General features: G+C 42.3%; 26 protein-coding genes. 15 read left to right on the top strand and 11 right to left on the bottom strand.

All coding sequences use genetic code 11. From position 1 onward, the window contains the following. Nucleotides 1–2: 2 nt before the first annotated feature. Both HY805_02135 and HY805_02130 read right to left on the bottom strand, forming a co-directional pair. On the bottom strand, nucleotides 3–728 hold the full coding sequence (locus HY805_02135; GenBank protein MBI4823014.1) for a DUF72 domain-containing protein: 726 nt from the start codon (nucleotides 726–728) through the stop codon (nucleotides 3–5). Between the two features lie 50 nt (nucleotides 729–778). Next, complete coding sequence (locus HY805_02130; GenBank protein ID MBI4823013.1) at nucleotides 779–1,012, bottom strand: PGPGW domain-containing protein; 234 nt, start codon at nucleotides 1,010–1,012, stop codon at nucleotides 779–781. A 69-nt stretch (nucleotides 1,013–1,081) separates the two neighbouring features. On the opposite strand from HY805_02130, the gene HY805_02125 reads away from it, so the two are divergent. The 8 genes from HY805_02125 (at nucleotide 1,082) to HY805_02090 (ending at nucleotide 8,848) form a co-directional block, all read left to right on the top strand. Further along, complete coding sequence (locus HY805_02125; GenBank protein ID MBI4823012.1) at nucleotides 1,082–2,170, top strand: fructose 1,6-bisphosphatase; 1,089 nt, start codon at nucleotides 1,082–1,084, stop codon at nucleotides 2,168–2,170. Between the two features lie 79 nt (nucleotides 2,171–2,249). Next, entirely contained in the window at nucleotides 2,250–4,025 is a 1,776-nt protein-coding gene (thrS, locus tag HY805_02120) for a threonine--tRNA ligase (GenBank protein ID MBI4823011.1), read from the top strand. A 4-nt stretch (nucleotides 4,026–4,029) separates the two neighbouring features. After that, nucleotides 4,030–4,524 (top strand): translation initiation factor IF-3, encoded by a 495-nt coding sequence (locus tag HY805_02115; protein MBI4823010.1) that lies wholly within the window; start codon nucleotides 4,030–4,032, stop codon nucleotides 4,522–4,524. Nucleotides 4,525–4,577: 53 nt separating this feature from the next. After that, on the top strand, nucleotides 4,578–4,772 hold the full coding sequence (gene rpmI / locus HY805_02110) for a 50S ribosomal protein L35 (protein MBI4823009.1): 195 nt from the start codon (nucleotides 4,578–4,580) through the stop codon (nucleotides 4,770–4,772). 26 nt (nucleotides 4,773–4,798) lie between these two features. Next, entirely contained in the window at nucleotides 4,799–5,158 is a 360-nt protein-coding gene (rplT, locus tag HY805_02105; GenBank protein MBI4823008.1) for a 50S ribosomal protein L20, read from the top strand. Then, nucleotides 5,158–6,219 carry a phenylalanine--tRNA ligase subunit alpha gene (pheS, locus tag HY805_02100; GenBank protein MBI4823007.1) on the top strand — a complete coding sequence of 354 codons (1,062 nt, stop codon included), beginning with the start codon at nucleotides 5,158–5,160 and terminating at the stop codon, nucleotides 6,217–6,219. The genes rplT and pheS overlap by 1 nt, the downstream gene beginning before the upstream one ends. Before the next feature lie 2 nt (nucleotides 6,220–6,221). After that, entirely contained in the window at nucleotides 6,222–7,526 is a 1,305-nt protein-coding gene (locus tag HY805_02095; protein ID MBI4823006.1) for an insulinase family protein, read from the top strand. Further along, nucleotides 7,523–8,848, top strand: coding sequence for an insulinase family protein (locus HY805_02090; protein ID MBI4823005.1), 1,326 nt, complete (start codon nucleotides 7,523–7,525; stop codon nucleotides 8,846–8,848). The genes HY805_02095 and HY805_02090 overlap by 4 nt, the downstream gene beginning before the upstream one ends. Nucleotides 8,849–8,855: 7 nt before the next feature. Here HY805_02090 and HY805_02085 read toward each other — a convergent pair whose 3' ends face one another. From HY805_02085 to waaF, 3 genes are read right to left on the bottom strand one after another with little or no spacing between them, the layout of a single operon-like run. After that, the gene (locus tag HY805_02085; GenBank protein ID MBI4823004.1) at nucleotides 8,856–9,905 is read right to left on the bottom strand and encodes a glycosyltransferase family 9 protein; all 1,050 of its coding nucleotides are present in this window, start codon (nucleotides 9,903–9,905) and stop codon (nucleotides 8,856–8,858) included. Then, on the bottom strand, nucleotides 9,869–10,504 hold the full coding sequence (locus HY805_02080; GenBank protein MBI4823003.1) for a hypothetical protein: 636 nt from the start codon (nucleotides 10,502–10,504) through the stop codon (nucleotides 9,869–9,871). The genes HY805_02085 and HY805_02080 overlap by 37 nt, the downstream gene beginning before the upstream one ends. Further along, nucleotides 10,504–12,045, bottom strand: a complete 1,542-nt coding sequence (gene waaF, locus HY805_02075; GenBank protein MBI4823002.1) for a lipopolysaccharide heptosyltransferase II — start codon at nucleotides 12,043–12,045, stop codon at nucleotides 10,504–10,506. Before waaF ends, HY805_02080 begins: the two co-directional genes overlap by 1 nt. A gap of 48 nt (nucleotides 12,046–12,093) precedes the next feature. Here waaF and HY805_02070 point away from each other — a divergent pair, with 48 nt between their 5' ends. The 4 genes from HY805_02070 to HY805_02055 are packed head-to-tail and all read left to right on the top strand — an operon-like array spanning nucleotide 12,094 to nucleotide 15,867. Continuing rightward, nucleotides 12,094–13,770 carry a carbon starvation protein A gene (locus tag HY805_02070; protein MBI4823001.1) on the top strand — a complete coding sequence of 559 codons (1,677 nt, stop codon included), beginning with the start codon at nucleotides 12,094–12,096 and terminating at the stop codon, nucleotides 13,768–13,770. Nucleotides 13,771–13,777: 7 nt separating this feature from the next. Continuing rightward, the gene (locus HY805_02065) at nucleotides 13,778–15,295 is read left to right on the top strand and encodes an NAD(P)H-hydrate dehydratase (GenBank protein ID MBI4823000.1); all 1,518 of its coding nucleotides are present in this window, start codon (nucleotides 13,778–13,780) and stop codon (nucleotides 15,293–15,295) included. Between the two features lie 48 nt (nucleotides 15,296–15,343). Then, on the top strand, nucleotides 15,344–15,565 hold the full coding sequence (locus HY805_02060) for an addiction module protein (protein MBI4822999.1): 222 nt from the start codon (nucleotides 15,344–15,346) through the stop codon (nucleotides 15,563–15,565). Continuing rightward, nucleotides 15,562–15,867, top strand: a complete 306-nt coding sequence (locus HY805_02055; protein MBI4822998.1) for a type II toxin-antitoxin system RelE/ParE family toxin — start codon at nucleotides 15,562–15,564, stop codon at nucleotides 15,865–15,867. The genes HY805_02060 and HY805_02055 overlap by 4 nt, the downstream gene beginning before the upstream one ends. 57 nt (nucleotides 15,868–15,924) lie before the next feature. Here the strand turns inward: HY805_02055 and HY805_02050 are convergent, their stop codons facing one another. Together HY805_02050 and HY805_02045 are read right to left on the bottom strand one after the other, a co-directional pair. Continuing rightward, nucleotides 15,925–16,311, bottom strand: coding sequence for a hypothetical protein (locus HY805_02050; GenBank protein MBI4822997.1), 387 nt, complete (start codon nucleotides 16,309–16,311; stop codon nucleotides 15,925–15,927). Between the two features lie 308 nt (nucleotides 16,312–16,619). After that, the gene (locus tag HY805_02045; protein MBI4822996.1) at nucleotides 16,620–17,366 is read right to left on the bottom strand and encodes a hypothetical protein; all 747 of its coding nucleotides are present in this window, start codon (nucleotides 17,364–17,366) and stop codon (nucleotides 16,620–16,622) included. Nucleotides 17,367–17,482: 116 nt separating this feature from the next. Between HY805_02045 and HY805_02040 the strand changes: the two genes are divergently transcribed. Further along, nucleotides 17,483–18,643, top strand: coding sequence for a beta-ketoacyl-[acyl-carrier-protein] synthase family protein (locus tag HY805_02040; GenBank protein MBI4822995.1), 1,161 nt, complete (start codon nucleotides 17,483–17,485; stop codon nucleotides 18,641–18,643). Here HY805_02040 and HY805_02035 read toward each other — a convergent pair. From HY805_02035 to HY805_02020, 4 genes are all read right to left on the bottom strand, one after another. Next, nucleotides 18,638–19,729, bottom strand: a complete 1,092-nt coding sequence (locus tag HY805_02035) for an N-acetyltransferase (GenBank protein MBI4822994.1) — start codon at nucleotides 19,727–19,729, stop codon at nucleotides 18,638–18,640. The two genes, HY805_02040 and HY805_02035, sit on opposite strands and share 6 nt — an antisense overlap. A gap of 1 nt (nucleotide 19,730) precedes the next feature. Further along, the gene (locus HY805_02030) at nucleotides 19,731–20,960 is read right to left on the bottom strand and encodes a pyridoxal phosphate-dependent aminotransferase family protein (GenBank protein MBI4822993.1); all 1,230 of its coding nucleotides are present in this window, start codon (nucleotides 20,958–20,960) and stop codon (nucleotides 19,731–19,733) included. Continuing rightward, complete coding sequence (locus tag HY805_02025; GenBank protein MBI4822992.1) at nucleotides 20,921–21,886, bottom strand: NAD-dependent epimerase/dehydratase family protein; 966 nt, start codon at nucleotides 21,884–21,886, stop codon at nucleotides 20,921–20,923. Before HY805_02025 ends, HY805_02030 begins: the two co-directional genes overlap by 40 nt. A 143-nt stretch (nucleotides 21,887–22,029) precedes the next feature. Further along, nucleotides 22,030–22,476: a hypothetical protein gene (locus tag HY805_02020; protein MBI4822991.1), complete on the bottom strand. Its 447-nt coding sequence runs from the start codon at nucleotides 22,474–22,476 to the stop codon at nucleotides 22,030–22,032. Between the two features lie 335 nt (nucleotides 22,477–22,811). On the opposite strand from HY805_02020, the gene HY805_02015 reads away from it, so the two are divergent. Further along, the gene (locus HY805_02015) at nucleotides 22,812–23,213 is read left to right on the top strand and encodes a hypothetical protein (GenBank protein MBI4822990.1); all 402 of its coding nucleotides are present in this window, start codon (nucleotides 22,812–22,814) and stop codon (nucleotides 23,211–23,213) included. Between the two features lie 306 nt (nucleotides 23,214–23,519). Further along, on the top strand, nucleotides 23,520–23,846 hold a 327-nt coding region (locus HY805_02010; protein MBI4822989.1), incomplete at its 3' end, for a putative metal-binding motif-containing protein.

Here is a 23,846-nt window from a genome sequence, read left to right as displayed (position 1 = left end):
GCTTATTTAATCAACTCCCTTAGCCTCAGTGCGTTCTTAGGTGCATAGCCAAATGCATCGTTATTAAAATAGATGAAGACATCCTTACTCTGTTTAAGATATTTCTTAATCCGTAATGCATCCTTTTTAAGCTCATCGTCGGAATAGCAGGTGGCATAACTGCCTCCTTCGCCATGTCTTCTGATATAGAGAAAGTCTGCTGTAATAGGAAGCTCCTTTAGGAAAGGTGGCCAGTCAGCCATGCAAAGGGAGACACCTTCTTTTTCAAAAAGCGATATGACTTCTCTGTTAATCCATGTCTCGTTTCTGAATTCAAATGCGTTTCTTAATCCATAATGTCTAAGGTCGGTAAGAAACTTTTTTAGACGCTCTATATCTGCCTTGAATGTAGAAGGGAACTGCCATAATATAACGCCTAATTTCTCCTTCAGTGCCATTGCCCTTTCCATGAATGCCCTGAGAGGCTCTGAAGGCTCAATCAGCCTTTTTATATGAGTAATGAATCTACTTCCTTTAACCGAGAATGTAAATGGATGGGGTGTTTTTTTATACCAGTCAAGGAATGTATTTGCGGTTGGAAGTCTGTAGAATGTAACATTCAGCTCTACTGTTGAGAAATTCTTTGAATAGAATTCAAGCCATTTCGACTTAGGCAATCCCTTGGGATAGAAATTCCCTTCCCAGTGCCCATAATGAAAGCCCGAACAGCCGATAAATATATCAGGCATAAATAGATTGTAGCACTAAATCGAGACCCTGAAAAAACTCTATAAAAGGCTTATTTTAAAAGGTTTTTATTGACAGTGTTTAAGATGGTGTTTTTGACTCTGTGGAGCAGTTTTCTTGCCCAGAGAAACTCTGTTGCCAGGGTTGCAAGCCCAATCGGGATTACAATTACAGCAGGTCCTGGAAGCACAATCAGTGTTATACCGATTAAAAGCACTGTGAATCCAAGCACTATTACTATAAGCCGTTTTACCTGCTTGAGCGTACTAAAGATGTATGAATTCATAACAAATTAGTTTATCACACATCTATAATAATTTGGGGGTATCTGCTAAAATCTAAAAAAGGAGGGGTTATGATTACACTAAGTGTCATAAAGGCAGATGTAGGTGGATATGTAGGGCATTCAAGCATTCATTCAGACCTCATGGATAAGGCAAGGGAAAAGCTTTCCTCTGCTTTGGACAAAGGACTCCTTATCGATTTTCATGTGACAAGGTGCGGGGATGACCTTGAGCTTATCATGACGCACAAAAAAGGCACTGATTCTAAAGAAATTCACGAGCTTGCATGGAACACATTCCTTTCATGTACAGAGGTTGCAAAGGAGCTTAAGCTCTATGGTGCAGGACAGGACATCCTCAAGGATGCATTCACAGGCACTATAAAGGGTCTTGGCCCGGGTGTGGCTGAGATGGAGTTTGAGGAAAGAAAAAGCGAGCCTGTGCTCATTTTCATGGCTGATAAGACCTCTCCGGGGGCGTGGAACCTTCCACTTTTTAGAATATTTGCAGACCCATTCAATACAGCAGGCCTTGTGATAGACCCCTCGATGCACGAAGGCTTTATGTTCGATGTCTTAGATATTAGGGAGCATAAAAGCATAACCCTTTCATGCCCAGAGGAGATGTATGACCTTCTGATGTTCATAGGTGCAGTAGGTAGGTTTATGATTAAGACTGTAAGAAGGAAAGACGGAGAGATTTCAGCAGTTGCCTCTACACAGAAGCTATCCGAGATAGCAGGCAAATATGTTGGAAAAGACGACCCTGTAATGATTGTAAGATGCCAGTCTGGGCTACCAGCAGTTGGAGAGGTCCTCGAGCCATTTACCTTTCCGCATCTTGTCGAGGGCTGGATGAGAGGCAGTCACCATGGCCCACTGATGCCTGTGCCTTTTTATGAGGCAAACCCATCGAGGTTTGATGGACCACCGAGGGTTATTTCAGCAGGGTTTCAGATTAACAATGGAAAACTTATTGGTCCAAGGGATATGTTCGATGACCCTGCGTTTGATGAGGTAAGAAAAAGGGCAAATGACATTGCAAACTATATGAGACATCACGGACCGTTTGAGCCTCATAGATTGGGACTTGAGGTGATGGAATACACAACAATGCCTGCTCTTATGAAAAAACTTGAGGGAAGATTTAAAGAAATATAAGATTCCCACTACCCCCTACCTATCGGCATTATTTGAAATCTTAAGGTAAAATCATATATTATATATAGTTTTTCTTTTAATGAAGGACTGGAGGTCTGAGATAAAACTGGAGATTAGTAAGGCAAACTCAAAAAAGCCACTGGAGGTTTTAAGGCACAGTGCATCCCATATAATGGCACATGCAGTGAAAAAGCTTTTTCCTCAGACAATACTCGGCATAGGTCCTTCGACAGAGGAAGGCTTCTACTATGACTTTGACATCGGCGAAAGAGCACTTACCACCGAAGACATTAAAGAGATAGAAAAAAAGATGCAGGAAATAATTAAAAAAAATAATCCCTTCATACGAAAGACAATGAAGAGGACCGATGCTATTGAATTCTTCAAAGGTATAAATGAGGTCTATAAGGTGGAACTGCTCGAGGAGATAAAGGAGGATACTGTCTCTCTCTATGAGGAGGATGGCTTTATTGACCTTTGTAGGGGTCCTCATATCGAAAGCACAGGGAAGTTGACTTCATTCAAGCTCCTCAATGTGGCAGGTGCCTACTGGCGGGGAGATGAAAAAAGAGGAATAATGCTTCAGAGAATCTACGGCACTGCATTTCCGAGCGAGAGCGAACTTAAAGACTACCTTAATTTCCTTGAAGAGGTTAAGAGGCGAGACCATAGGAGGCTCGGAAAAGAGCTTGACCTTTTCAGCATGTCCGATGACATCGGCCCAGGACTTATCCTATGGCACCCAAACGGTGCGCTCATAAGAAAGACCATCGAGGACTTCTGGAGGCAGGAGCACGAAAAAGCAGACTATAAGCTCCTTTACACGCCACATATCGCAAAACTCAATCTATGGCAAAAAAGCGGGCACTGGGACTTCTACAGAGAAAACATGTACTCCCCCATGGAGATTGAAAATATAGACTATGAGCTAAAGCCTATGAACTGTCCGTTTCATATTTACATATACAAAAGCTCTCTTCGAAGTTACCGCGACCTTCCGATAAGATATGCAGAGCTCGGCACTGTTTACAGGTTTGAACGCTCAGGCGTGCTACATGGGCTTCTGAGGGTAAGAGGCTTCACACAGGACGATGCACATATATTTTGTAGAGAAGACCAAATCGAGGATGAGGTCTTAGGTGTGCTGGAGTTTACTTTATTTATGTTGCGAACATTTGGCTTTGAAAGCTATAATATCTTTCTTTCTACGATGCCTGAAAAGTATGTAGGAACTCCTGAAAGCTGGCAGATGGCAACAAATGCCCTTATACTTTCGCTGAAGGCAAAGGGGCTTTCTTATGAGATAGACCCGGGAGAAGGAGTCTTCTATGGTCCGAAGATAGACATAAAGGTTAAGGACTCTTTGGGTAGACCATGGCAGTGTTCTACCATACAGGTGGACTTTAATATTCCTGAAAGGTTTGACATAACTTATAGGGGTAGAGATGGAGGACAGCACAGACCAATAATGATACACCGCGCCCTAATGGGCTCGCTCGAAAGGTTCTTTGGAATCCTCATAGAGCATTACGGAGGTGTATTTCCCCTTTGGCTTTCGCCTGTTCAGGCGACTGTCCTTACTATTGCAGAGAGGCATTCCGAGTATGCAAATGCACTCGCTCTGAAACTTAAAGGAGAAGGCATACGGACAGAGGCAGATACTGAAAACGAAAAAATAGGATATAAAATCAGGAAGGCTACTATCAGAAAAATCCCTTATCTGGTTATAATAGGGGATAAAGAGGTTAGGGACAACCTCCTTTCCGTAAGAAGGCGAACAGGTGAAAACATTGGCACTTTTACGGATGACGAATTCATAAAGTCCCTGAAGGAAGAAATAAAAGCCAGGAGGTGAAAACATAAGTAAAGACATCAGGGTAAACGAGACTATCAGGGTAAAGCAGGTCAGACTTGTAGATGCAGACGGTATACAGATAGGCATCGTCCCAACCAGTGAGGCACTCGAAAGAGCCATCTCAAAGGACCTTGACCTCGTTGAAGTGGCACCGAATGCTCAGCCTCCTGTGTGCAGGATAATGGACTTTGGAAAATACAAATACCAGCTTAGCAAAAAGCACACGGCAAAAAGGACAGGAGGCATTAAAGAGGTAAAGATAAGGCCACATATAGATGAGCATGACCTCGAACTCAAGGTGAGAAACATAAGACGATTTCTCGATGACGGAAATAAGGCAAAGGTATCTATGTTCTTTAGAGGCAGAGAAAGGGTAAGACCCGATTTGGGGATGAAGGTATTTGACAAACTGATACTGATTCTTACAGGAAAATTCAACATAGAGCAATCGCCAAAACACGAAGGAAACACTATTACAATGGTCATTGCACCAAAATGAAAAGGGGTCCCCAAAAAACCGTAAGATTTTTTGGGGCATAGAGGAGGTAGTATATGCCAAAGATTAAGACCCATAGGGGAGCCGCAAAGAGATTCAAGGTTACAGGCGGGGGCAAGATTAAACGAAGCAGGGCATACAAAAGCCATCTCTTAACAGGCAAGCCCTCAAAAAGAACAAGGAGGCTGAGGACCTCCACTACTGTGTCAGCAAATATGAAGCGAAGTGTCAAAAGGCTTCTTAATGTATAAGTCAACAAAGGAGGAGGTATTAATAGATGCCGAGAGCAAAAGGTGGGTTTAAGACCCGAAGAAGAAGAAAAAATATACTTGAAAAGGCAAAAGGCTATTATGGTGCAAAAAGCAGGCTCTTTAGAATTGCAACAGAAGCCGTAGACAAAGCCTTAAGCTATGCCTACAATGACAGAAAGGCAAAGAAAAGGGACTTTAGAGCTCTCTGGATAGTGCGGATTAATGCTGCATCGAGGGAATTGGGCATTACATATAGCCAGCTCATGAGAGGACTCAAAAAAGCCTCTATCGGCATTGACAGAAAAGCCATTGCCGATATGGCTTATAAGGACCCAAAGGCATTTGGAGAGCTTGCAGAGGTTGCTAAAAAGGAACTTGCGGCTTAATCTCGGTGAAAGAGATTTCCGACATCAAGGAGTCCTTTATTGAAGACCTCGGCTCTGTCTCAACCATGGCAGAGCTTGAGGAGCTTAGGGTCAGATACACAGGAAAAAAGGGCATCCTTACAGAAAAACTAAAACTTTTAGGCAAACTGCCTCCCTTAGAGAAGGCATCCTTTGGAAAAGCCATTAATGAGCTAAAAGAGTTCCTTCAGGAAGGCATTGCCTCAAAAAAGGCTTATCTTAAAGAAAAAGAGATTAAGGATAGGCAGTCCACAGAAAACATAGATGTTACACTGCCAGGGAAATTCATTTCTCCGGGAAGACCTCATCCTGTAAGTAAAACCCTCGATGAGATTATTACCATATTCATAAGTATGGGCTTTAGTGTCGAAGAAGGCCCTGAGGTTGAGCTTGACTATTATAATTTCGAGGCATTGAACATTCCAAAAGACCACCCTGCAAGAGACATGCAAGATACATTCTACATAGCCGAGCCCCATCCAAAGGAAATGCCCGAGGCATTCTATCTTGGCGGAGATGTGCTCCTCAGAACCCATACCTCTCCTGTTCAGATAAGGGTCATGCAGAGGGAAAAACCCCCTCTAAGATTCGTAGCACCGGGAAAGGTCTACAGGTGCGATGCAGACATATCCCACACGCCAATGTTTCATCAGATAGAAGGACTGATGGTCGATACCGATATATCCTTCAGCCATCTAAAAGGAGTGCTCGAGGCATTCCTCCACAGGTTCTTCGGTCCAGACACGCCTGTTAGATTCAGACCAAGCTTTTTCCCCTTTACAGAGCCATCTGCCGAGATAGATATAGGCTGTATATTCTGTAAGGGTAAAGGCTGTAGTGTCTGTAAGGGTTCGGGCTGGATAGAAGTGCTTGGAGCAGGCATGGTTAACCCTAAGGTCTTTGAAATAGTTGGATATGAGCCGGAGACTTATTCGGGGTTTGCATTCGGGATAGGCATAGAAAGAATAGCCATGCTTAAATATTCGATATCGGATATAAGGTTGTTTTTTGAAAACGACCTGAGATTCCTTAAACAGTTTTGATTATGCGTAAATTCATCCCTGCTTTTTTATTACTCATACTTATAATCCCATCCCTCTGCTTTGCTGGTGTAAGGGAGTATAAGATCCCAAATGGCATCAAGGTCCTGATGGTCGAAGACCATAAGGCACCTATTGCAGTATTTCAGATATGGTATCGTGTCGGCTCGAGGAATGAGTCATCAGGTAAGACAGGGCTCAGCCATCTCCTTGAGCATATGGCTTTTAAGGGAACTCCAAGATACGGCTCAAAGACACTTTCACAAATGGTGCAAAGATTTGGAGGCATTGATAATGCATTCACTTCAAAAGACTACACTGTTTATTTTCAGCGCCTGCCCTCAAACAAGATAGACCTCTCGATAGAGCTTGAATCCGACAGGATGCAAAACCTTCTCCTCGAGGAGAATGAAACCCTTGCCGAGCTTAGCGTGGTCATGGAAGAAAGAAGGTTGAGGTATGAGGATGACCCTCAGAGCATGCTTTATGAGGAGGTCGTTTCCACTGCATTCAGAACTCATCCTTATCGCACACCTATTATAGGCTGGATGTCAGACCTCGAGATCATAGAAAGACAGGACCTCTACGATTACTATAAAAACTATTACTCCCCTGATAACGCAGTTATCATAATCTCAGGAGACATCAACCCTGATGAGATGTTTAAAAAAGTATCCGAGAGATTTTCTAATATCATGCCCAAACCTCAAAGAAAGATAAATATCTCAAAAGAACCTTCACAGAAAGGTCAGAGGATTGTTTACCTTAAAAAGCAGGCAGAACTGCCTTATATCCTAACCGCATACCATACCCCAAGTTTCCCTGACGAGGATGCTTATAGCCTTGAGGTCCTTGCAGGCGTTCTTTCAGAAGGAAAAAGCAGTAGGCTTTATAAATCCCTTGTTTACGAAAAGAAACTTGCATTGAGCACAGGGGCAAGCTATAGCGGGATTAATAAAGACCCATTCCTGTTTTTCCTCGAGACAGTTGCACTTCCTAATAGAGACATAGAAGAGGTAAAACAGGCACTATTTAAGGAGATAGAGGAGATAAAACTAAAGCCTCCAACCGACTTTGAGGTCCAGAAGGCAAAAAACCAGATAGAATCACAGTTCATTATGGGACAGGATTCGATATTCTTTCAGGCACAACTAATCGGGATGTTCGAGATGGCAGGTGACTGGAGGCTTATGGATAAATATATCGAGGGCATAAGAAAGGTTACCCCAGAGGACCTCCAGAGGGTTACAAAAAAATACCTTCATGAAGACAACCGAACAGTCGGGATATTGATTCCGGAGGAGAAATGAAACAGGCTAAAATCATATTCGTCCTTACAATCTCTCTCGTTTCGATATTAAGCACTTCAACATCTGCACTGGATATTAATCGGAGGGTTCTTTCAAATGGACTAAATGTGCTTCATGTCAAAAGGCATAACCTGCCAATAGTGATGCTTACACTTCTCATAAAGGCAAGCCCTCTTAATGAGCCTTCTGATAAGGCAGGACTGGCAAGCCTCACCGCAGGCCTCCTTACAGAGGGAACCAAAAACAGAACCGCATCCATGATAAGCGAGGAGATAGAGTTCATCGGTGCCTCCCTTTCTGCCAGCACAGGCTCTGATTACACAACCATCTCCCTTTCTGTGTTAAAGAAAGACATAGAAAAGGGTTTTGAACTCCTCTCGGATGTCCTCCTTAATCCGACCTTCCCAGAAGAAGAGATACAAAGAGAAAAAGAACTCATCGAAGGCTCTCTCAGGCAGAACGAGGAAATGCCATCTTTTATTGCAGAAAAGGCATTTAAAAAAGAACTCTATGGAGAGCACTCATATGGAAGACTTATTCAGGGCTCTCCTGAGACATTAAAAAATATCCAGAGGACCGACATAGTTAAATTCTATCTGGATTATTTTGTCCCAAATAATGCAATACTTTCTGTGGCAGGAGACCTTACGGATGAGGAACTCGATAGCCTTGTAAAGAGATTTTTAGGCGAATGGAAAAATGCCGATGTTCCATTACATAAGCATGCCCTGCCAAAACCTCCTGCCAAAAAGATGCTCAAAATAGATAAAGACCTTACACAGGCAAACATAATAGTTGGCGGACTTGGAGTAAAAAGGGATAATCCCGATTACTATATCCTTTCTGTCATGAACTATATACTCGGAGGCGGAGGGTTCTCATCGAGGCTCATGCAGTCTGTAAGGGATGAGATGGGATTAGCTTATGACATACACAGCAGTTTTACCCCCGGAAAAGACTCCGGGGCATTTCAGGTTGTCGTTCAGACAAAAAACGAATCCGCAAACGAAGTCATAAGCGAAATCCTAAAAGAGATAAAAAGGATAAGGGAAGAGAATGTTACGCCTGCTGAGCTCGAGGATGCAAAGGCATTCCTCATAGGCAGTTTTGCAGGCAAAATCGACACTATGAGAAAGATATCGGACTTTCTTGCAGTTGTCGAATTCTATGGATTAGGCATGGATTATATCGAAAAATACCCTCTTTATATAAGCTCTGTTACACAGGAAGACATATTGAGAGCCGCTAAGAAATACCTCGACATCGAAAACCTTATAATTGTGGTCGTAGCAGATGAGGCAAAAGCAAAGATAATGCCGTAAAAATCTTTTAAACCTTTATTTTTTCTTTAATCGCATTATAGAGCATTTCAACTGTGATTTTATCCATGCATCTTAGGTCATCGCATCTCTTTTTAAAGCAAGGAGCGCATGGCAGTCCTGCTGTTATAATGGTATGTATATCTCCGTAAGGGCCTGTTCTCAGAGGGCTTGTCGTGCCAAACAGAGCAAACACAGGAACACTAAGTGCCGATGCTATGTGCATGGGCCCTGAGTCAGTGGACACAACAAACATTGCATTCTTTAGGATGCCAATCAGCTCCTTGAGGTTTGTCTTGCCTGTCAGAGAAACCGCATTTCCTTTTGATGCCTTTACAATCTCATCTGCTATCGCATCATCGGCATTTGTCCCGATGACAAGGGATTTAATCGGAAGCATGGAGGCAAGCTCTCCGAATCTCTCGGAGCGCCATTTTTTTGTCTGCCATCTTGCACCCGGCACAATTACAGCATAAGGAGGGGCAATGGGCAAGACACTTGACACATCGGGAAGGGGAAACTTAATCTCAGAGGTATCACAGCCTAAGAAATCTGCAACCCTCATATACCTTTCAACTGCATGCACAAACTTTCCGCCAGAAACCCTATGCGTATAGAAAAACCTGCTGCCTTCTCTACCCTCTTTGAAACCCTTAAGACCTATCCTTATCTTAGCACCCGATGCCATTGTTATAAGCCCGCTTCTTAGAAGCCCCTGAAGGTCTACTGTAATATCGAATCTTTCTTTTTTAAGCTCTCTAAAGAGGGTCATTACCTCCTTCAAGGTATCCCATGCCTTTGAAGGCACCTTCCACTCACCCTTGTTTATCACCCAGAGCTTATCTATCATTGGATGGCTATCGGGAAGCTCCTGAAACTCTTTTGCAATAACCCAATGTATTTCTGCCTGAGGAAAACATTTTCTTATTGAATTAAGAAACGGAAGGCTGTGAATCACATCTCCCAAAGAGCTTGGCTTGATTACGAGTATCTTTCGAGGAGTAATATCTAAGTGGGAATGCGTCATTTTTTTCTTTGTGAGTAAAGTTCGCTCACCCATATGGTGTTAAAGACATCCGAGTGAAATTTGAGGAAATCTTTTTTTGTGCCATCGGGGTTTTCGTTCTTTATGTAGCGATTAAATTGTTTATTAAAGTATTCAAGCACTGTTTTCTTCATCTTTCCTCCATAAGGATAAACGCACCTGCTCATGGAATAGCCCCTGTTTATTTTAAAAAACCTTCCTGCAAATATATCACCTCCTGAAAACCGAGTGGTCTTATCTTTCAAGTTAAATTCTGTATCGAGGATGAGGTCTTTAAGGGTTATATGAGGTGTCGTTGAGCTCACTTCATAAAGACTTATCACAGAGTCCTTTATTTCATTAAGAACCTTCAGCTCTCTGTCATCGAGTTTCTTATTTTCATTTATATACAGGTCAATAAGGGTCTTGTGGGTTTCAGTTTTCCAGTCGCATATGAGATAATCCTCAAAGTTTATGAATGCAATATCGAGTGCTATGCCCTCAAGGAAATCCTCGGGGTATTCTTCTTCAAAGAAATACTCATATGCCTTATCTATCTCATCTGCATGGTTTTTTCTTGCATACTCTATGACTGCCCGATAGAGTTTTGTCTTTATATCAGCCTTACCTTTCATTAAACCTCCTTTGTCGCATCTTTGATAATCCACTCCACTGCCTGTTTGAGGCTCGTGGCAGTGAAGTCGGCATCGAGCCCTTTTTCCTCCTGTCCTGTGAGGATATGTATGCTTTTTGAGCCTACTGCATTTGAAACCTCTATATCGGCAGACTTATCGCCAATCATATATGATGCCTTAAGGTCAATCCCATGCTCAAGCCTTGCCCTTAGAAGCATATCGGGCTCAGGCTTTCTACAGGGACAGTGCTCATCTGGATGATGAGGGCAATAATAGAATTCATCAAAGCCATACTGCCTTATGAAGACATCGTTGATGTCCCTCACAAATGCCTCATCTATTATGCCTCTTGCGATGCCCGACTGATTGGAGATGCCGATAAGTCTAAAGCCTTTTTCTTTCAGTCTTCTAACTTCACTTACATCCTCAAACACCTCGAAGTCGTCCCAGTTATTGAGGTAATTTTTATCCTTACAAAGTGTTCCGTCCCTATCAAAAAACACTGCCCTGTTTTTAGGAATAAGATTTCTAACCGCAGAAAAGACCTCATCCATGCCTATGGCATCCATACACTTAAGAGTGTCTTCCTTACACTGCCTTTTAAAACACGGACTGCACCTTATGTCCTTTTTAATAACGATATTTCCCTTTTCAGGGGGTCCTGTAAGGGATGGCTCTGTAGAGCCAAAGAGCGAAACGAGAGGGGTTCTAACTGCATAGCCTATATGCATTGGTCCTGAATCGTTTGTGAGAAAGACATCACACTCAGAGATTAAAGAGATAAGCTGTCTCAAAGTGGTCTTCCCTGCCATAGAGACACACCGGCTATGATACATCTCGGGCAAATGACCCATAATCTCATCTGCGATTTCTATCTCGGAGCTTCCGCCAAATATGACCACACTGCCAATAGATTCCTCTATAAACCTTTGTGCCACACCTGCAAATCTTTGAGGATACCATCTTTTTGACGAGCCATAAGTTGCACCCGGGTTTATTCCTAAGACAGGTTTTCTTAGCCCTTCGAGGGTCTTTCTTGCATCGAGCCTTTCAGACAGTGAGAGATAAATCCATGGCACAATAGGCTCTGCTTTTATGCCTGCCCTTCTAAGAAGCTCGATGTAATAGAGGATATGATGCATCTGTCTGTCTTCCTTTCCATATGGTATGGGTTTTGTAAGTAGAAGTCCCCTTCCATCCCTTCTATAGCCAATGCGCTCGGGAATGCCTGAAAGATATGTAATCAAGCCTGCATCAAAGGCATTCTGAAGAAGTATTGCAAGGCAAAATCCCCTGCCTTTGAGGTATCTTGAGAGCCTGTATTTGCCCATGAGCCCCTTATACTCAGTGCCATAAAGGATAAGCTCATCTATGTTGGGGTCTTTCTTGAAAAGCTCAGACACCCATGGCTTGACTAAAAGCGAGAGCCTTGCCTCAGGCATTGCCTTTCTCAGTGCCTTTAAGGCAGGCATTGTCATCACTGCATCGCCTATCCAGTTGACACCCCGTATAAGGACATTACTGCATGAATCATAAGGCATTTTTTAGTTTAACACACAAAAAATTTTTATTTTTTATATTATATTTAGATGGTTTCCTTTGTAGTAGTGGTCTCTATATTAATATTCCTTTTGGGATATATCTTCTATGGAAGGTTTTTATCGAGGAGACTCGAGCTAAACGACGAACAAGAGACACCGGCATGCAGTGTAAACGATGGTTGCGATTATGTCCCTACAAAACCCTCCTTGCTATTAGGACAGCATTTCTCGGCTATTTCAGCCGCAGGGCCTATTGTAGGGCCTATTTTAGCAGGCATCTGGTTTGGCTGGTTTCCTGCTATAGTCTGGATTATCATAGGCTCTATATTCATCGGTGGAGTTCATGATTTCTCAAGCCTGGCTGCCTCTATAAGACACAAGGCATCATCCGTAGGAGAACTTATAAAACAATATATGTCTCCAACCTCCCATATCCTTTTTCTCGTTTTTGTCTGGCTTGCCTTAATATATGTCATTATTGCATTCACGGACATTACTGCCCATACATTTAAGGCAGTGTCCTCTGATACTGCCTTTGGACCGGGCGTAGCCGCAACCTCTGTTATCTACCTTATGCTCGGTGTCCTGATGGGTGTCATGCTTTACAGATTCAAGGTCAATCTCATTACTGCTACCTCGATATTCCTGCCTCTCGTGCTTTTTAGCGTCTGGCTCGGCATAAGACTACCCCTGCCTATTTCAGATTTTCTTTCAGGTATAACAATCAAGCAGTGGGATATCGTCTTATTGGTTTACTGTTTCATTGCCTCTGTAATACCTGTATGGGTTTTACTTCAGCCGAGAGGTTATCTTGGAGGGTGGCTTCTTTATCTGACGATATTTATAAGCCTTGTAGGTGCACTATTTGGCGGATTCAGGATAGAATACCCGGCATTTAATATCGAGGGGCTGAGGAGCCTTTCCAATGGCAAGTTTATTTTTCCCATTCTTTTTATCACTATTGCCTGTGGTGCATGTTCGGGGTTTCATTCAATAGTAAGCTCAGGGACAACCTCAAAACAACTGCGTAGGGAATCGGATGCCCGTGTCATAGGCTATGGAGCAATGCTTCTCGAGGGGCTTGTTGCAGTCTTAGCCCTTGCCACACTCATGATGCTTTCAAAAGGGGATGCCATCCTCAAAACAGACCCTAATCTCATCTACGCCAATGGTATAGCTAAATACATGGGACTTTTGGGCATGGACTTCAATGTTGCCTTTGCATTTGCCCTTCTTGCCTTCTCGACATTCGTCTATGACACACTGGATGTTTGTTCAAGGCTTGCAAGGTATATATTACAGGAGCTTTTGGGCTTAAAAACAAAGGCAAGTGCTTATATGGCTACTTTTATTACCTTGTTTGTGCCGTTTTCGGTTTTAATGCTTACCAAAGAAAAAGGCTATCTTATTGCGTGGCCAATATTTGGCACAAGTAACCAGCTCCTTGCAAGCCTTGTGCTTCTTTCTCTGTCTGTCTGGCTGATAAAAATAGGGAAAAATGCACTTTATACGATACTTCCAATGATATTCATGTTTGTAATGACACTATGGTCAGTGATACTTCAGTTTCTGCCTTTATTAAAATCCCTTCCCGGTCTTCTAAAAGGAGGAGAAATTAAGCCTGACACATTCATTTCAGGCATCTTTGGGATTGTCTTATTCAGCCTGAGCATTCGGCTTATCCTTGAGGCAATAAATGTGCTTAGGCAGAAAGTTGATGTATAATTTAGACATGAAGGTTGTCACTTCGGTTGAGATGAAAGAGATAGATAGAAAGACCATCGAGGACTTTGGGATTCCATCTGAAACCCTCATGCAAAGAGCAGGGCTCTCTGTTTCAAAAAGAATAAATGAGGCATTCAAGCCCAGAAAAGTCCTTGTCCTTTCAGGACCGGGAAATAACGGAGGAGATGGAATAGTCGCTGGCAGAGAGCTTTATAAGTCAGGCTGGAATGTTTTGGTTATCATACTTTCGGAAAAAGACAAACTCGGCAAAGACTGTCTCAATGAGTATAAGATAGCAAAAAAATTCGGTGTCCCAATGGAATTCAGGACAAAGATTAATGCCAAAGACACACATTCTTCGGTAATTATAGATGCCATTTTCGGGACAGGCTTAAGAAAGCCTGTTACTGGCGAGATTGCAAATGTGATAGGTTTTTTAAACACCTCGGGAAGTCCTATAGTCTCGGTTGACATACCCTCAGGGGTCTCCTCGGACACAGGTCAGGTGATGGGTGTAGGAGTAAAGGCAGACATCACAGTGACATTTGGCTTGCCTAAAAGAGGGCATTTCCTTTATCCCGGAAGGGACCTGACAGGTGTGCTTTTTATAGAAGACATCGGATTCCCAAAGGAGCTGATTAACTCATCAAGCCTTAAGTGCCATAAAATCGACAAAGAGGATATATTAATCCCGGAAAGGCCATTTTATTCGCATAAAGGCACATATGGACATGTGCTTATTATCGCAGGCTCTAAAGGCAAAACAGGTGCGGCACTGATGGCAGGAAAGGCATGCCTGAGGGCAGGTGCCGGGCTGGTAACATTGGGTGTGCCTGAATCTTTAATGAGTATAATTCAGGCAAGGGTTACTGAGGAGATGACCCTCTCTCTGCCTGAGACAAATAGTATGCTTTCTTTAAGGGCACTCCCTAAGATATTAAGATTTCTCGATGAAAAAGCAGATGTCCTTGCCATAGGACCAGGGATTGGAGTTACAAAGGAAACAGAAAAGCTTATGAAAGAATTGCTCATAAGATGCATAAAACCCATGGTCATAGATGCAGATGGTATAAATGTATTAAAGAAAGAGCTATTAAAAAATACAAGGGCACCACTTATCCTTACCCCTCATCCGGGTGAGATGGCAAGACTCGTTGGTGTAAATGTGAGTGATATAGAAAAGGACAGAATTGGTATTGCACTGTCATTTGTAAAAGATTTCCCGAATGTTGTCCTTGTGCTCAAGGGTGTGCCAACAATTACTGCCTCTAAAAACAAAGGCGCATTTATAAATACAACAGGAAACCCGGGCATGGCAAAGGCTGGTGTTGGAGATGTTCTTACAGGAATGCTTGCAGGACTCTTAGCACAAGGGCTTTGCCCCATTCACGCAGGAATAACAGCCACATACCTTCATGGCATCGCAGGAGACATATCTGCGGAAAAAAAAGGTTATCACTCACTCATAGCAAGTGATATTATAGAGGCAATACCTGATGCTTTTTGTAAGGTTAAGGGGGGTTAGCTATGGTATATAATAGATATTAGATAAGTAAAACAGGAGGAATAAGTTATGAAAAAGATAACAGCAACAGATAGCCTTACATTGTCAATACCTGAAAGAATTCAACTGGTAGAGGATATCTGGGATACGATAGCTGCTGAAGCTCAGTCTATTGAATTAACAGAAGATGAGAAAAGGATAATTGATGAGCGATTGGAGGCTTATCATAGAAAACCTGATTTAGGCTCTCCATGGGAAGATGTTTATAAAAGGCTATTGAGCAGGCAATGAAATATAAGGTCATTGTCAGGCCTGAAGCCGAAGATGACTTAAAGGAAGCATTTTTCTGGTATGAAAATAAACGAACAGGGTTAGGTCATGACTTCCTTTTGCAGGTTGATGCAGGAATCAACTTCATAAATAGAAATCCTGAAATTCATCCAATAGAATACAAAGGAACGAGGAAACATGTTATTAAAAGGTTTCCATACAAAATCATTTATCTTATAGAGGAAGAAAAGATAATAATCCTTGCTGTAATTCATGGTAAGAGAAACCCTGATTTAATAAAAAATAGAATAGACAGCCTCTGATATTATAGAGGGAATACCTGAAGCTTTTTGCAAGGTTAAGATGGAGTGAGATTCAGGTTAGTCCTTGCGGATTAAACCTGTCAAAGCAGATACAAGAAGTGAACAGGATACCCAGCCAAAGACAATATGTAGCCAGAAATAATACCTGAACCACTTACCATATTGTTTTGTTGAATCAGGAAGCCAGTAATTCTCCTGATGTAAGTCCACAAAAGGCACAAACACATCAATAGAATATACACAAGGGTTAAACTTAGGATACCTATCAGGTAAAACCTCTGTTTTTCTGAAATCTTCATCCATATAAACCCGCTCCTTAGATGGTTGCATTATATCAATTTTATTTGCATAGTAAAACAATCCTGCACCCAATATCAGCGTCATAAAAAGGATGAAAATTAGCATTTTCCATGGGCTATAGCCATGGCTTATAGTTATGCCCAAGAACCTGTTCCAGAGTTTTACTGGGTTGCTTAACGAGCCGAACTTTCTTAAGTCTTCCTGTTTTGCAATCAGGACTTCCTTTCTATCTGTCTCATGTCCTATCTCTTCATAGAGATTTGCGAGATGCTCATAGGGCTGAGTAGAGAAGTGCTTTTTTGGCTGAAGCCTGAGCCATTTTAAACGCTCCTCAGCTGTTTTTGGTGCATCTCCAAATACCTTATATTTAAAGCCTTCAATAAAAAGCTTGCCCTCTGAGGGCCAGGTATTTTCTTCATCTGTTAGCTGTCCTACTTCTGCATGGCTAAGGTCTAAAATACCATCAATTTTTTATAGTCCAAAAATAAATCATCTCTTACCTTTAGATTTCTGGCGCTAAAGGCTTTGCCTTCAGGGTTTTCAAAGACCGCTCCTTCACATGAAAGCTGACCACTGATATTTGCACCCGGAAGCCTAACCTCTCCATTTGCATTTACTTCATCTAAAAACACATCTCCTTTAACAGTAAGCCCATCTGCGATGAAAGCCTCTCCTTCAGGGTTTTCAAAGACCGCTTCTGTGCATGAAAGCTGAGCACTGATATTAGCACACAGAAGCCGAACCTCTCCATTTGCATTTACTTTATCTAAAAACACATCTCCTTTAACAGTAAGCTCATCTGCATTGAAAGAACCTATATGGCTTTCATTAAAATTCAGACTCTTTGTCTCTGCATCCATTAATATGACACCTTCCATAGAGCATTTAAACAATCCAAAGATAAAAGGCAGGTTGATTGCCTGAAAATCAAGTGTTCCTTTAATCTTTGCACCAAAGATTTGAATGCCTTTATTTGAGATAAAGGCTCTGATATTTTGATTGGTGCATAACCAGTGTAGAAGCTCAGCCCTGATTGTGCGATTAAATCCCCATTGATTTGCATTTTTAGGGTCACCAATATCAGTGCCTTCTGAGAAAATTGTTTCTTCATTGTTTTCAATGTCTTTAAGGAGTTTTTCTTCAGCAGGTGTAAGCCCTGATTTTAATCTCTTAGGCAGAGATTTTATGAGATTAGACATAGTAAAGGATTATAACAGAAATCCTTTGAGATGCTGAAATAAATTCAGCATGACCCACCTACCCTAAATCTTAAGAAAAATGTATTTGTAAACCATTCATGCTATTATAGTTGACAATGAGAAGGGTTGTTATTACAGGTATAGGTGCGGTGAGTCCTCTCGGAAATACCTTTAAAAAATCATGGGATTCTTTGAAGTCAGGTATCTCCGGCATAGGCATGCATGGCTTGAATATAAAAGGCGCATGGAGGTCAGCCGGCATGCTTAAGGATTTTCATGCAGAGGAATTTCTCTCTATAAAAGAGATAAACAGGCTTGACCCATTCATACATTATGCAGTGTCTGCCTCGATAATGGCAGTTAATGATGCAGGGCTTAAAGGTAAATCCCTTTCCTCCTCAGGCGTGCTCATAGGCTCAAGCAGAGGAGGCATATCACATCTTGAAAGGGCATTAAAGGGCACAGTGTCGGCTTATCTCATGCCCTTCACAACGATTGGCATGGCAGGCTCTTATGTGGCACAGAGGCTTTCCATAAAAGGCAGTTCTTTAGGTATATCCAATTCATGCGCCTCAGGGGCAAATGCAATTGGAGAGGCATATAGGGCAATAAAGCATACTATCTTAGATATTGTCCTTGCAGGGGCCTCGGAGGCTCCGATATGCCTTTTGGCAATCGAGGGCTATGGCAGGGCAGGTGCTCTTTCAAGGCAGGGCAAAATGATGCCTTTTGACAGGGAAAGGGACGGCTTTATACTGTCTGAAGGCAGTTGTGTATTGGTTCTCGAGGAGTACGAATCAGCCTTAAAAAGGGGCGCTAAGCCATATGCAGAGGTCATAGGCTATGCCTGCACAGTCGATGCCTTTCACGAGACAAGACCTTCAATCGCTGGACAGGCAGATGCAATGAAAAAGGCACTCCTTGACTCAGGTCTAAATCCGGAGGATATCGACTATATCAATGCCCATGCCACAGCCACTCTGATAGGAGACAAGACAGAGGCAGAGGCTATATGTGCTGTATTTAAAAAGACTATATCTATAACTGCAAATAAATCCATGACCGGCCATATGCTCGGTGCATCAGGTGCACTTGAGGCAGGCTTTACAGCCATGAGCCTTGTTGAGAGTATAATTCCGCCAACCATAAATCTAAAGGAGACTGAGTTTGAGTTGGATTTTGTTACCGAGCAAAGAAAGGCTAACATCAAAACAGCTATATCAAACTCATTCGGCTTTGGTGGGGTTAATGCAGTGTTGGTGCTTAGGAAACTATAGCCCCTTCTCGTAGATTCTATATGTCTTATAGAGTTTTCCTCCCAGCATTCTGACAATCCTCTGAACAGGGAGGTTGTCCTCTAAGACCCATGAAAACTCTATTCTTTTAAAGCCCTTTTTTTTAAGGGTATTGAAGCCTTCTCTAAAAAGAAGGGCATCCACGCCCTTTGCCCTCATGTCTTTTTTTATGCCTAAAAGGAGAAGTCTCAGGTCTTTTATCCTTCTTGAATAATAAATGGCTTTTATGATTGTAACCGGGTTTAGCCTTCCCTTCATTGCCCTTAAGACATGGTTGTAATCAGGAAGTAATCCCATAAAGCCAATTGGCTCACCTTTTCTTTCAGCTATTAGGGAAAGCTCCGGCACAATGACAGGTTTTAACCTTCCTGCCATAAAATTCAGCTCTCTATCTGTAAGAGGTATAAAACCCCAATTATCATGCCATGAGGAGTTATATATCTCCTTGAATGCAGTCATATCAGAGCCGAAATTTTTCATGCTGATTGGCCTTATGCTTATTCCCTGTTTTTCTGCAAAACCAGCTACCTTAAGAACCTTCTCAGGTAGCTCGTCTTGAACATCGTATATATATGCAAAGAGGTCCTTGGATTTCTGCATTCCGAAACTTGTAGCAAGGTCGTTATAGTAAGAAGGGTTATAAGGGGTCATGAGCATTGGTGGCAAATCAAACCCATTCAGGAGAAAGCCGCACTCCTCATTCGTAGAAAAGTTCATAGGCCCACGCATAACCTCAAGAGCATGCTTTTTAAGCTCCTGAGAGACCCTTCCAAAGAGTGTTTTAGAGACCTCGGGGTCGTTTATGCACTCAAAGAATCCAAAGAATCCTACATTTTCATTATGAAACTCTATATGCCTTCTGTTTATGATAGAGGCGATCCTTCCTTTTCCTTTTATGAGAAATAATTTCACTTCAGCATGGTCAAAGAAAGGGTTTTTCTTTGAAAACTGCGATTTCATCTCCCTTAAAAGCGGAGGTGCATAAAGCAGGTCGTTTCGATAAATAGATAAGGGAAACTTTATAAAGGCATCGATGTCTTTTTTAGAGCCAACCTCTACGAGTTCCAAGCTATTTTATGAGTCCCAGCTGTTTTCCGACAACGCTGAATGCCTCAAGGACAATATCGAGATGCTCATCTGTGTGAGTCGCCATATAGCTTGTTCTTATCAGGGCTTTTCCGTTTGGAACAGCAGGACTTACGGCAACATTTGCAAACACGCCATTATCCTGAAGCATCATTGCCATCTTAAATGCCGTCTCGTTTTCTCCGACCATTATAGGTATGATTGGGGTCTGACTTACTCCTACATCGAAGCCCATCTCCTTGAACCCCTTTAGCATCTTTTTTGTGTTTTTCCACAGCCTCTTTATTCTTTCAGGCTCTTGCTCTATAATCTCTATTGCGGCAAGCACTGATGCAACGGATGCAGGAGGCGGGCTTGCACTAAAGATTAATGACCTTGCAAAGTGTTTTATGTAATCTATTACATCCTCAGAGCCTGCCACAAACCCTCCTATGGAGGCAAGGGATTTGCTGTATGTGCCCATTATGATGTCCACATCGGATTCAATGCCAAAGTGCTCTGCAGTCCCCCTGCCTGTTTTTCCCAAGACTCCAATTGCATGGGCATCGTCCACCATTGTTCGGGCACCATATTTTTTTGCAAGTCTTACGATTTGAGGGAGCTCTGCGATGTCCCCTTCCATGCTGAATACACCGTCAACTACTATGAACTTTCCTAAGGCATTGGACTCATCGAGTATTCTTTCGAGGTCTGCCATATCATTGTGCCTGAATTTTCTAACCTCTCCATAGGAGAGTCTTGCACCATCTATAATGCTTGCATGGTCCATCTTGTCTATGATTGCAACATCGTCTTTTCCCACTAATGCCGATATGGCTCCGAGGTTCACCTGAAACCCTGTCGAAAATACCAATGCAGATTCTTTTCTCATGAATTGGGCAAGCTTGTTTTCTAATCTTATATGGATGTCCAGTGTGCCATTAAGGAACCTCGAGCCTGCACATCCTGAGCCGTATTTTCTGATTGCCTCTATAGCGGCTTCCTTGACCTTTGGATGGTTTGTGAGACCAAGGTAGTTATTGGAGCCAACCATTACCATCTTTTTGCCGTTCATAATGACCACTGGCTCCTGTGCGCTTTCTATCACCCTGAAATACGGATAAAGCCCTACTGCCTTAAGCTCTTTTACACGGGTGAATCTAAAGCACTTTTCAAACAGGTCTGAAGATTTCTTTACAGCCATCGATGAATCTTGTACCAGTTTGCCGTCCATGTAATTCCTTCCTTTATCTTTGTTTTTGGTAAAAACCCAAACTTCATATTCGCCTTCGATGAGTCACATACCCATCGGGGATAGCATATCTCTTTGATTTTATCGATATTGATTATACCAGTTTTTCTGCTTAGTATTCCACCTATAGATGCAATAATAGGCAGAAAACGGTTTGGTATCCTTAGGCGTATGGGTCTTGAGCCCACTGCCTGAGATATTGCGTTTGCAATGTCTACATTGCTATAGATATTTCCGTCTGAGACAAAATAGGTCTCTCCATAGGTATCGGTGCTAACTCCTATTTCGGTTATTGCCTTTACAAGGTCATCCACATAAATCAGGGAATAATAGCACATGCCCCAGTAAGGAAAGATTCCTTTCTTAAGCATCCTATAAAATACATATAAGTCCTTATCCCTTGGACCATAAACAGCAGGAGGCCTTATGATTGTCACAGGCAGATGATTCTTGAATTTAAGGACAGCCTCTTCTGCCTGTAGCTTGCTTCTGCCATACTCCGATACAGGTTGGGGCAAAGTGTCTTCGTTAACAGGTTTTCCATTCCGGCTTGGGCCAACTGCGGCAAGACTGCTTAGGAAAACAAATTTTCTAATATTCGGCTCTGCCTGTGCCACTACACTTACAAGGTTCTCTGTGCCCAATGTGTTTATTCGGAAAAAGTCCCGTGCCTTTTTTGCCTTTGTCAGCCCTGCAAGGTGCAATATAAGCTCCTGTCCTTTGACAGCAGAAAAAAGCGACTCCCTGTCCTCACAGTCCCCATACAGCAGGGTTATATCGAGCCCATCGAGCCATTGAAGGTTGGAGGTCTTCCTTACAAGGCAGGTAACCTCATAGTCTCTTCTTAGGAGTTCCTCCACAAGATGGCTTCCAATGAAGCCTGTAGCACCTGTTACCAGTACCTTCATGAGATATAAATATTTTGAGCTAAGCTGAAACAATAGTCAAGCTCTAAAATCCATTCAGACACAAATCCATTTAGTATCCCTGTTGCCTCACATAAAAATCCTGATGAAATAATAATCGTTTCCATCTCCCTTTTTTTATATGTTCATTCTTTAACTGCAAATTCATCTGTTTTCTCTTTTAATTCAATAGCTTTATCATCCTTTTGAGTGTTCAAGCGTTCATTCTCCTTTTTTAGCTCTTCAAGCTCTTTAATGCCTCTACCTCTAAAGGAGTCATCTATAAGCCTTGCCTTATCTATCAGTATTGCAGAGGCAATGACCTTGTCTTTAAGGGACGCATAAGTCATGTTAAGTTCTGAGATTCTGCTAAGTATATAGTCAGAAAGCAGATAATGTCTTGCGGAAAGTCTTTTTTTCAGTTGTTCAACGAGTGGAAAGATTAGCTCATCAGGCTCATGCATGATTTTATGCACACTTCCTATACTTATGCCTAATGTAGAGGCAACCTCTCTATAGGATTTCCCTGACTCAACTAAGGCATGCACAATGTCCTTTCTTTCCTCTAAGATTTTTTCGCCTTTTTTGCCCATGTCAACCTCCAACTATCGTTTTATAAGCTATAATATATTCAAACTATAGTTAGTATAAAGGATAGATTTGGGTTTGTCAAGAGGTTTTTTGTCTTTCCCCTCTCGGGAGAGGGCGAGGGTGAGGGGTGATTGGACTTTTCTGTTCACCCTCCCCCAACCCCTCCCGTCAAGGGAGGGGATTTTTAGAGAGGTCATTCTGAATCATGCCCTGAACTTGTTTCATGGGTTGTTTCAGAATCTCAAAAATTCCTCTTGACTTTCTACCCCCCATATGCTTTTATAAGGATGCATTTAAGTGGGCTTGAAAAAGGAAACAAGATGCACCTTTTAAAAAGATGTTTTTCTTTGTTGCAACCTTGCTTTTAGCACCAAACTTACTTTTTGCTGATGGCTCATCTGAAAATACCTGTAATTCCAATCCTTCCTATTTTCAGTCAGCATCAGGAGGAGGAAGTAATACCTGTTCTTCATCCATCTCAGGTTCTGATGAGGTTACAAAATCAGAAACTTATCAATATAGCATTGCTAATGCAGTTGGCGATGTTAGGTGGTGTGTGGAAGGTGTAGGTGTGGGCATAGATGCAGGTGGACTTGTTACCTTAGGCGGGGATGCCTGTGGAGCATTCTCTGTAAGTGCAGATGACTCTTATGGGACAGTGAGTAAGGATGTGAGGGTTACGGATGCAGGGAAGTGGCAGGCAATAGAAAGTTGTTTTTGTGAGCTTTGTCAATACTGAAGCGGTCGCAGCACTAATATATGTTATAGCGGTAGATTTAAATATGAGGCTACTCATCAAATAAAGGTATATGGCACTGTGCAACAGTGTCTTGACAATACGGCTAATCTATGTAATCCTTTTTGTAGTTCCCCTTGCCACCCTGCGGCTAATTTATGTTATTCGTGTGTCTGGTTGGGATATCCAAGAGTTTGTTTTGATTGTATATATGAGAAAAAAACCTATGAATGGAAATGCCCGACTCAAAAAGAAAGCGTTAAGGTCTGTGCAGGTGGGTGTGAGGAAGCTCCTGAGGTATGTGATGGCGTGGATAATAATTGTGATGGGATAATTGATGAGGGCTGTCAAGTATGTGAGGATAAAGACAACGATGGCCGTTATGCGGTAAGTGAATACTGCCCAGAGGGTGATGACCCTTATGACAATGACCTAACCGTGTATCCCGGTGCACCTGAACTATGCGATAATAAGGATAATAATTGTGATGGTGAGACTGATGAGGGGTGTTGTGAAATTGGTGATGTGACACTTGCGAGTGATTGGGTAGCACCGAAGATGCCACCAGGGCAGCCAAGTGTCGGAAATACACAGGCAGAGGTAAGAGTTTCTCTTACAAGACCCGCGCCGGCTGGA

The organism is Nitrospirota bacterium (assembly GCA_016207905.1).
Taxonomy (GTDB): Bacteria; Nitrospirota; Thermodesulfovibrionia; order Thermodesulfovibrionales; family JdFR-86; genus JACQZC01.
The sequence above is the reverse complement of the archived record's forward strand: the minus strand, read 5'-3'. Positions and strand labels throughout refer to the sequence as shown.

What these genes read in the sequence shown, in the direction of transcription:
- HY805_02135 (MBI4823014.1), bottom strand. Translation starts at nt 728, where the DNA reads ATGCCTGATATATTTATCGGCTGTTCGGGCTTTCATTATGGGCACTGG.
- HY805_02130 (MBI4823013.1), bottom strand. Translation starts at nt 1,012, where the DNA reads ATGAATTCATACATCTTTAGTACGCTCAAGCAGGTAAAACGGCTTATA.
- HY805_02125 (MBI4823012.1), top strand. Translation starts at nt 1,082, where the DNA reads ATGATTACACTAAGTGTCATAAAGGCAGATGTAGGTGGATATGTAGGG.
- thrS (MBI4823011.1), top strand. Translation starts at nt 2,250, where the DNA reads ATGAAGGACTGGAGGTCTGAGATAAAACTGGAGATTAGTAAGGCAAAC.
- rpmI (MBI4823009.1), top strand. Translation starts at nt 4,578, where the DNA reads ATGCCAAAGATTAAGACCCATAGGGGAGCCGCAAAGAGATTCAAGGTT.
- rplT (MBI4823008.1), top strand. Translation starts at nt 4,799, where the DNA reads ATGCCGAGAGCAAAAGGTGGGTTTAAGACCCGAAGAAGAAGAAAAAAT.
- HY805_02095 (MBI4823006.1), top strand. Translation starts at nt 6,222, where the DNA reads ATGCGTAAATTCATCCCTGCTTTTTTATTACTCATACTTATAATCCCA.
- HY805_02090 (MBI4823005.1), top strand. Translation starts at nt 7,523, where the DNA reads ATGAAACAGGCTAAAATCATATTCGTCCTTACAATCTCTCTCGTTTCG.
- HY805_02085 (MBI4823004.1), bottom strand. Translation starts at nt 9,905, where the DNA reads ATGGGTGAGCGAACTTTACTCACAAAGAAAAAAATGACGCATTCCCAC.
- HY805_02080 (MBI4823003.1), bottom strand. Translation starts at nt 10,504, where the DNA reads ATGAAAGGTAAGGCTGATATAAAGACAAAACTCTATCGGGCAGTCATA.
- waaF (MBI4823002.1), bottom strand. Translation starts at nt 12,045, where the DNA reads ATGCCTTATGATTCATGCAGTAATGTCCTTATACGGGGTGTCAACTGG.
- HY805_02070 (MBI4823001.1), top strand. Translation starts at nt 12,094, where the DNA reads ATGGTTTCCTTTGTAGTAGTGGTCTCTATATTAATATTCCTTTTGGGA.
- HY805_02065 (MBI4823000.1), top strand. Translation starts at nt 13,778, where the DNA reads ATGAAGGTTGTCACTTCGGTTGAGATGAAAGAGATAGATAGAAAGACC.
- HY805_02060 (MBI4822999.1), top strand. Translation starts at nt 15,344, where the DNA reads ATGAAAAAGATAACAGCAACAGATAGCCTTACATTGTCAATACCTGAA.
- HY805_02055 (MBI4822998.1), top strand. Translation starts at nt 15,562, where the DNA reads ATGAAATATAAGGTCATTGTCAGGCCTGAAGCCGAAGATGACTTAAAG.
- HY805_02045 (MBI4822996.1), bottom strand. Translation starts at nt 17,366, where the DNA reads ATGTCTAATCTCATAAAATCTCTGCCTAAGAGATTAAAATCAGGGCTT.
- HY805_02040 (MBI4822995.1), top strand. Translation starts at nt 17,483, where the DNA reads ATGAGAAGGGTTGTTATTACAGGTATAGGTGCGGTGAGTCCTCTCGGA.
- HY805_02030 (MBI4822993.1), bottom strand. Translation starts at nt 20,960, where the DNA reads ATGGACGGCAAACTGGTACAAGATTCATCGATGGCTGTAAAGAAATCT.
- HY805_02025 (MBI4822992.1), bottom strand. Translation starts at nt 21,886, where the DNA reads ATGAAGGTACTGGTAACAGGTGCTACAGGCTTCATTGGAAGCCATCTT.
- HY805_02020 (MBI4822991.1), bottom strand. Translation starts at nt 22,476, where the DNA reads ATGGGCAAAAAAGGCGAAAAAATCTTAGAGGAAAGAAAGGACATTGTG.
- HY805_02015 (MBI4822990.1), top strand. Translation starts at nt 22,812, where the DNA reads ATGTTTTTCTTTGTTGCAACCTTGCTTTTAGCACCAAACTTACTTTTT.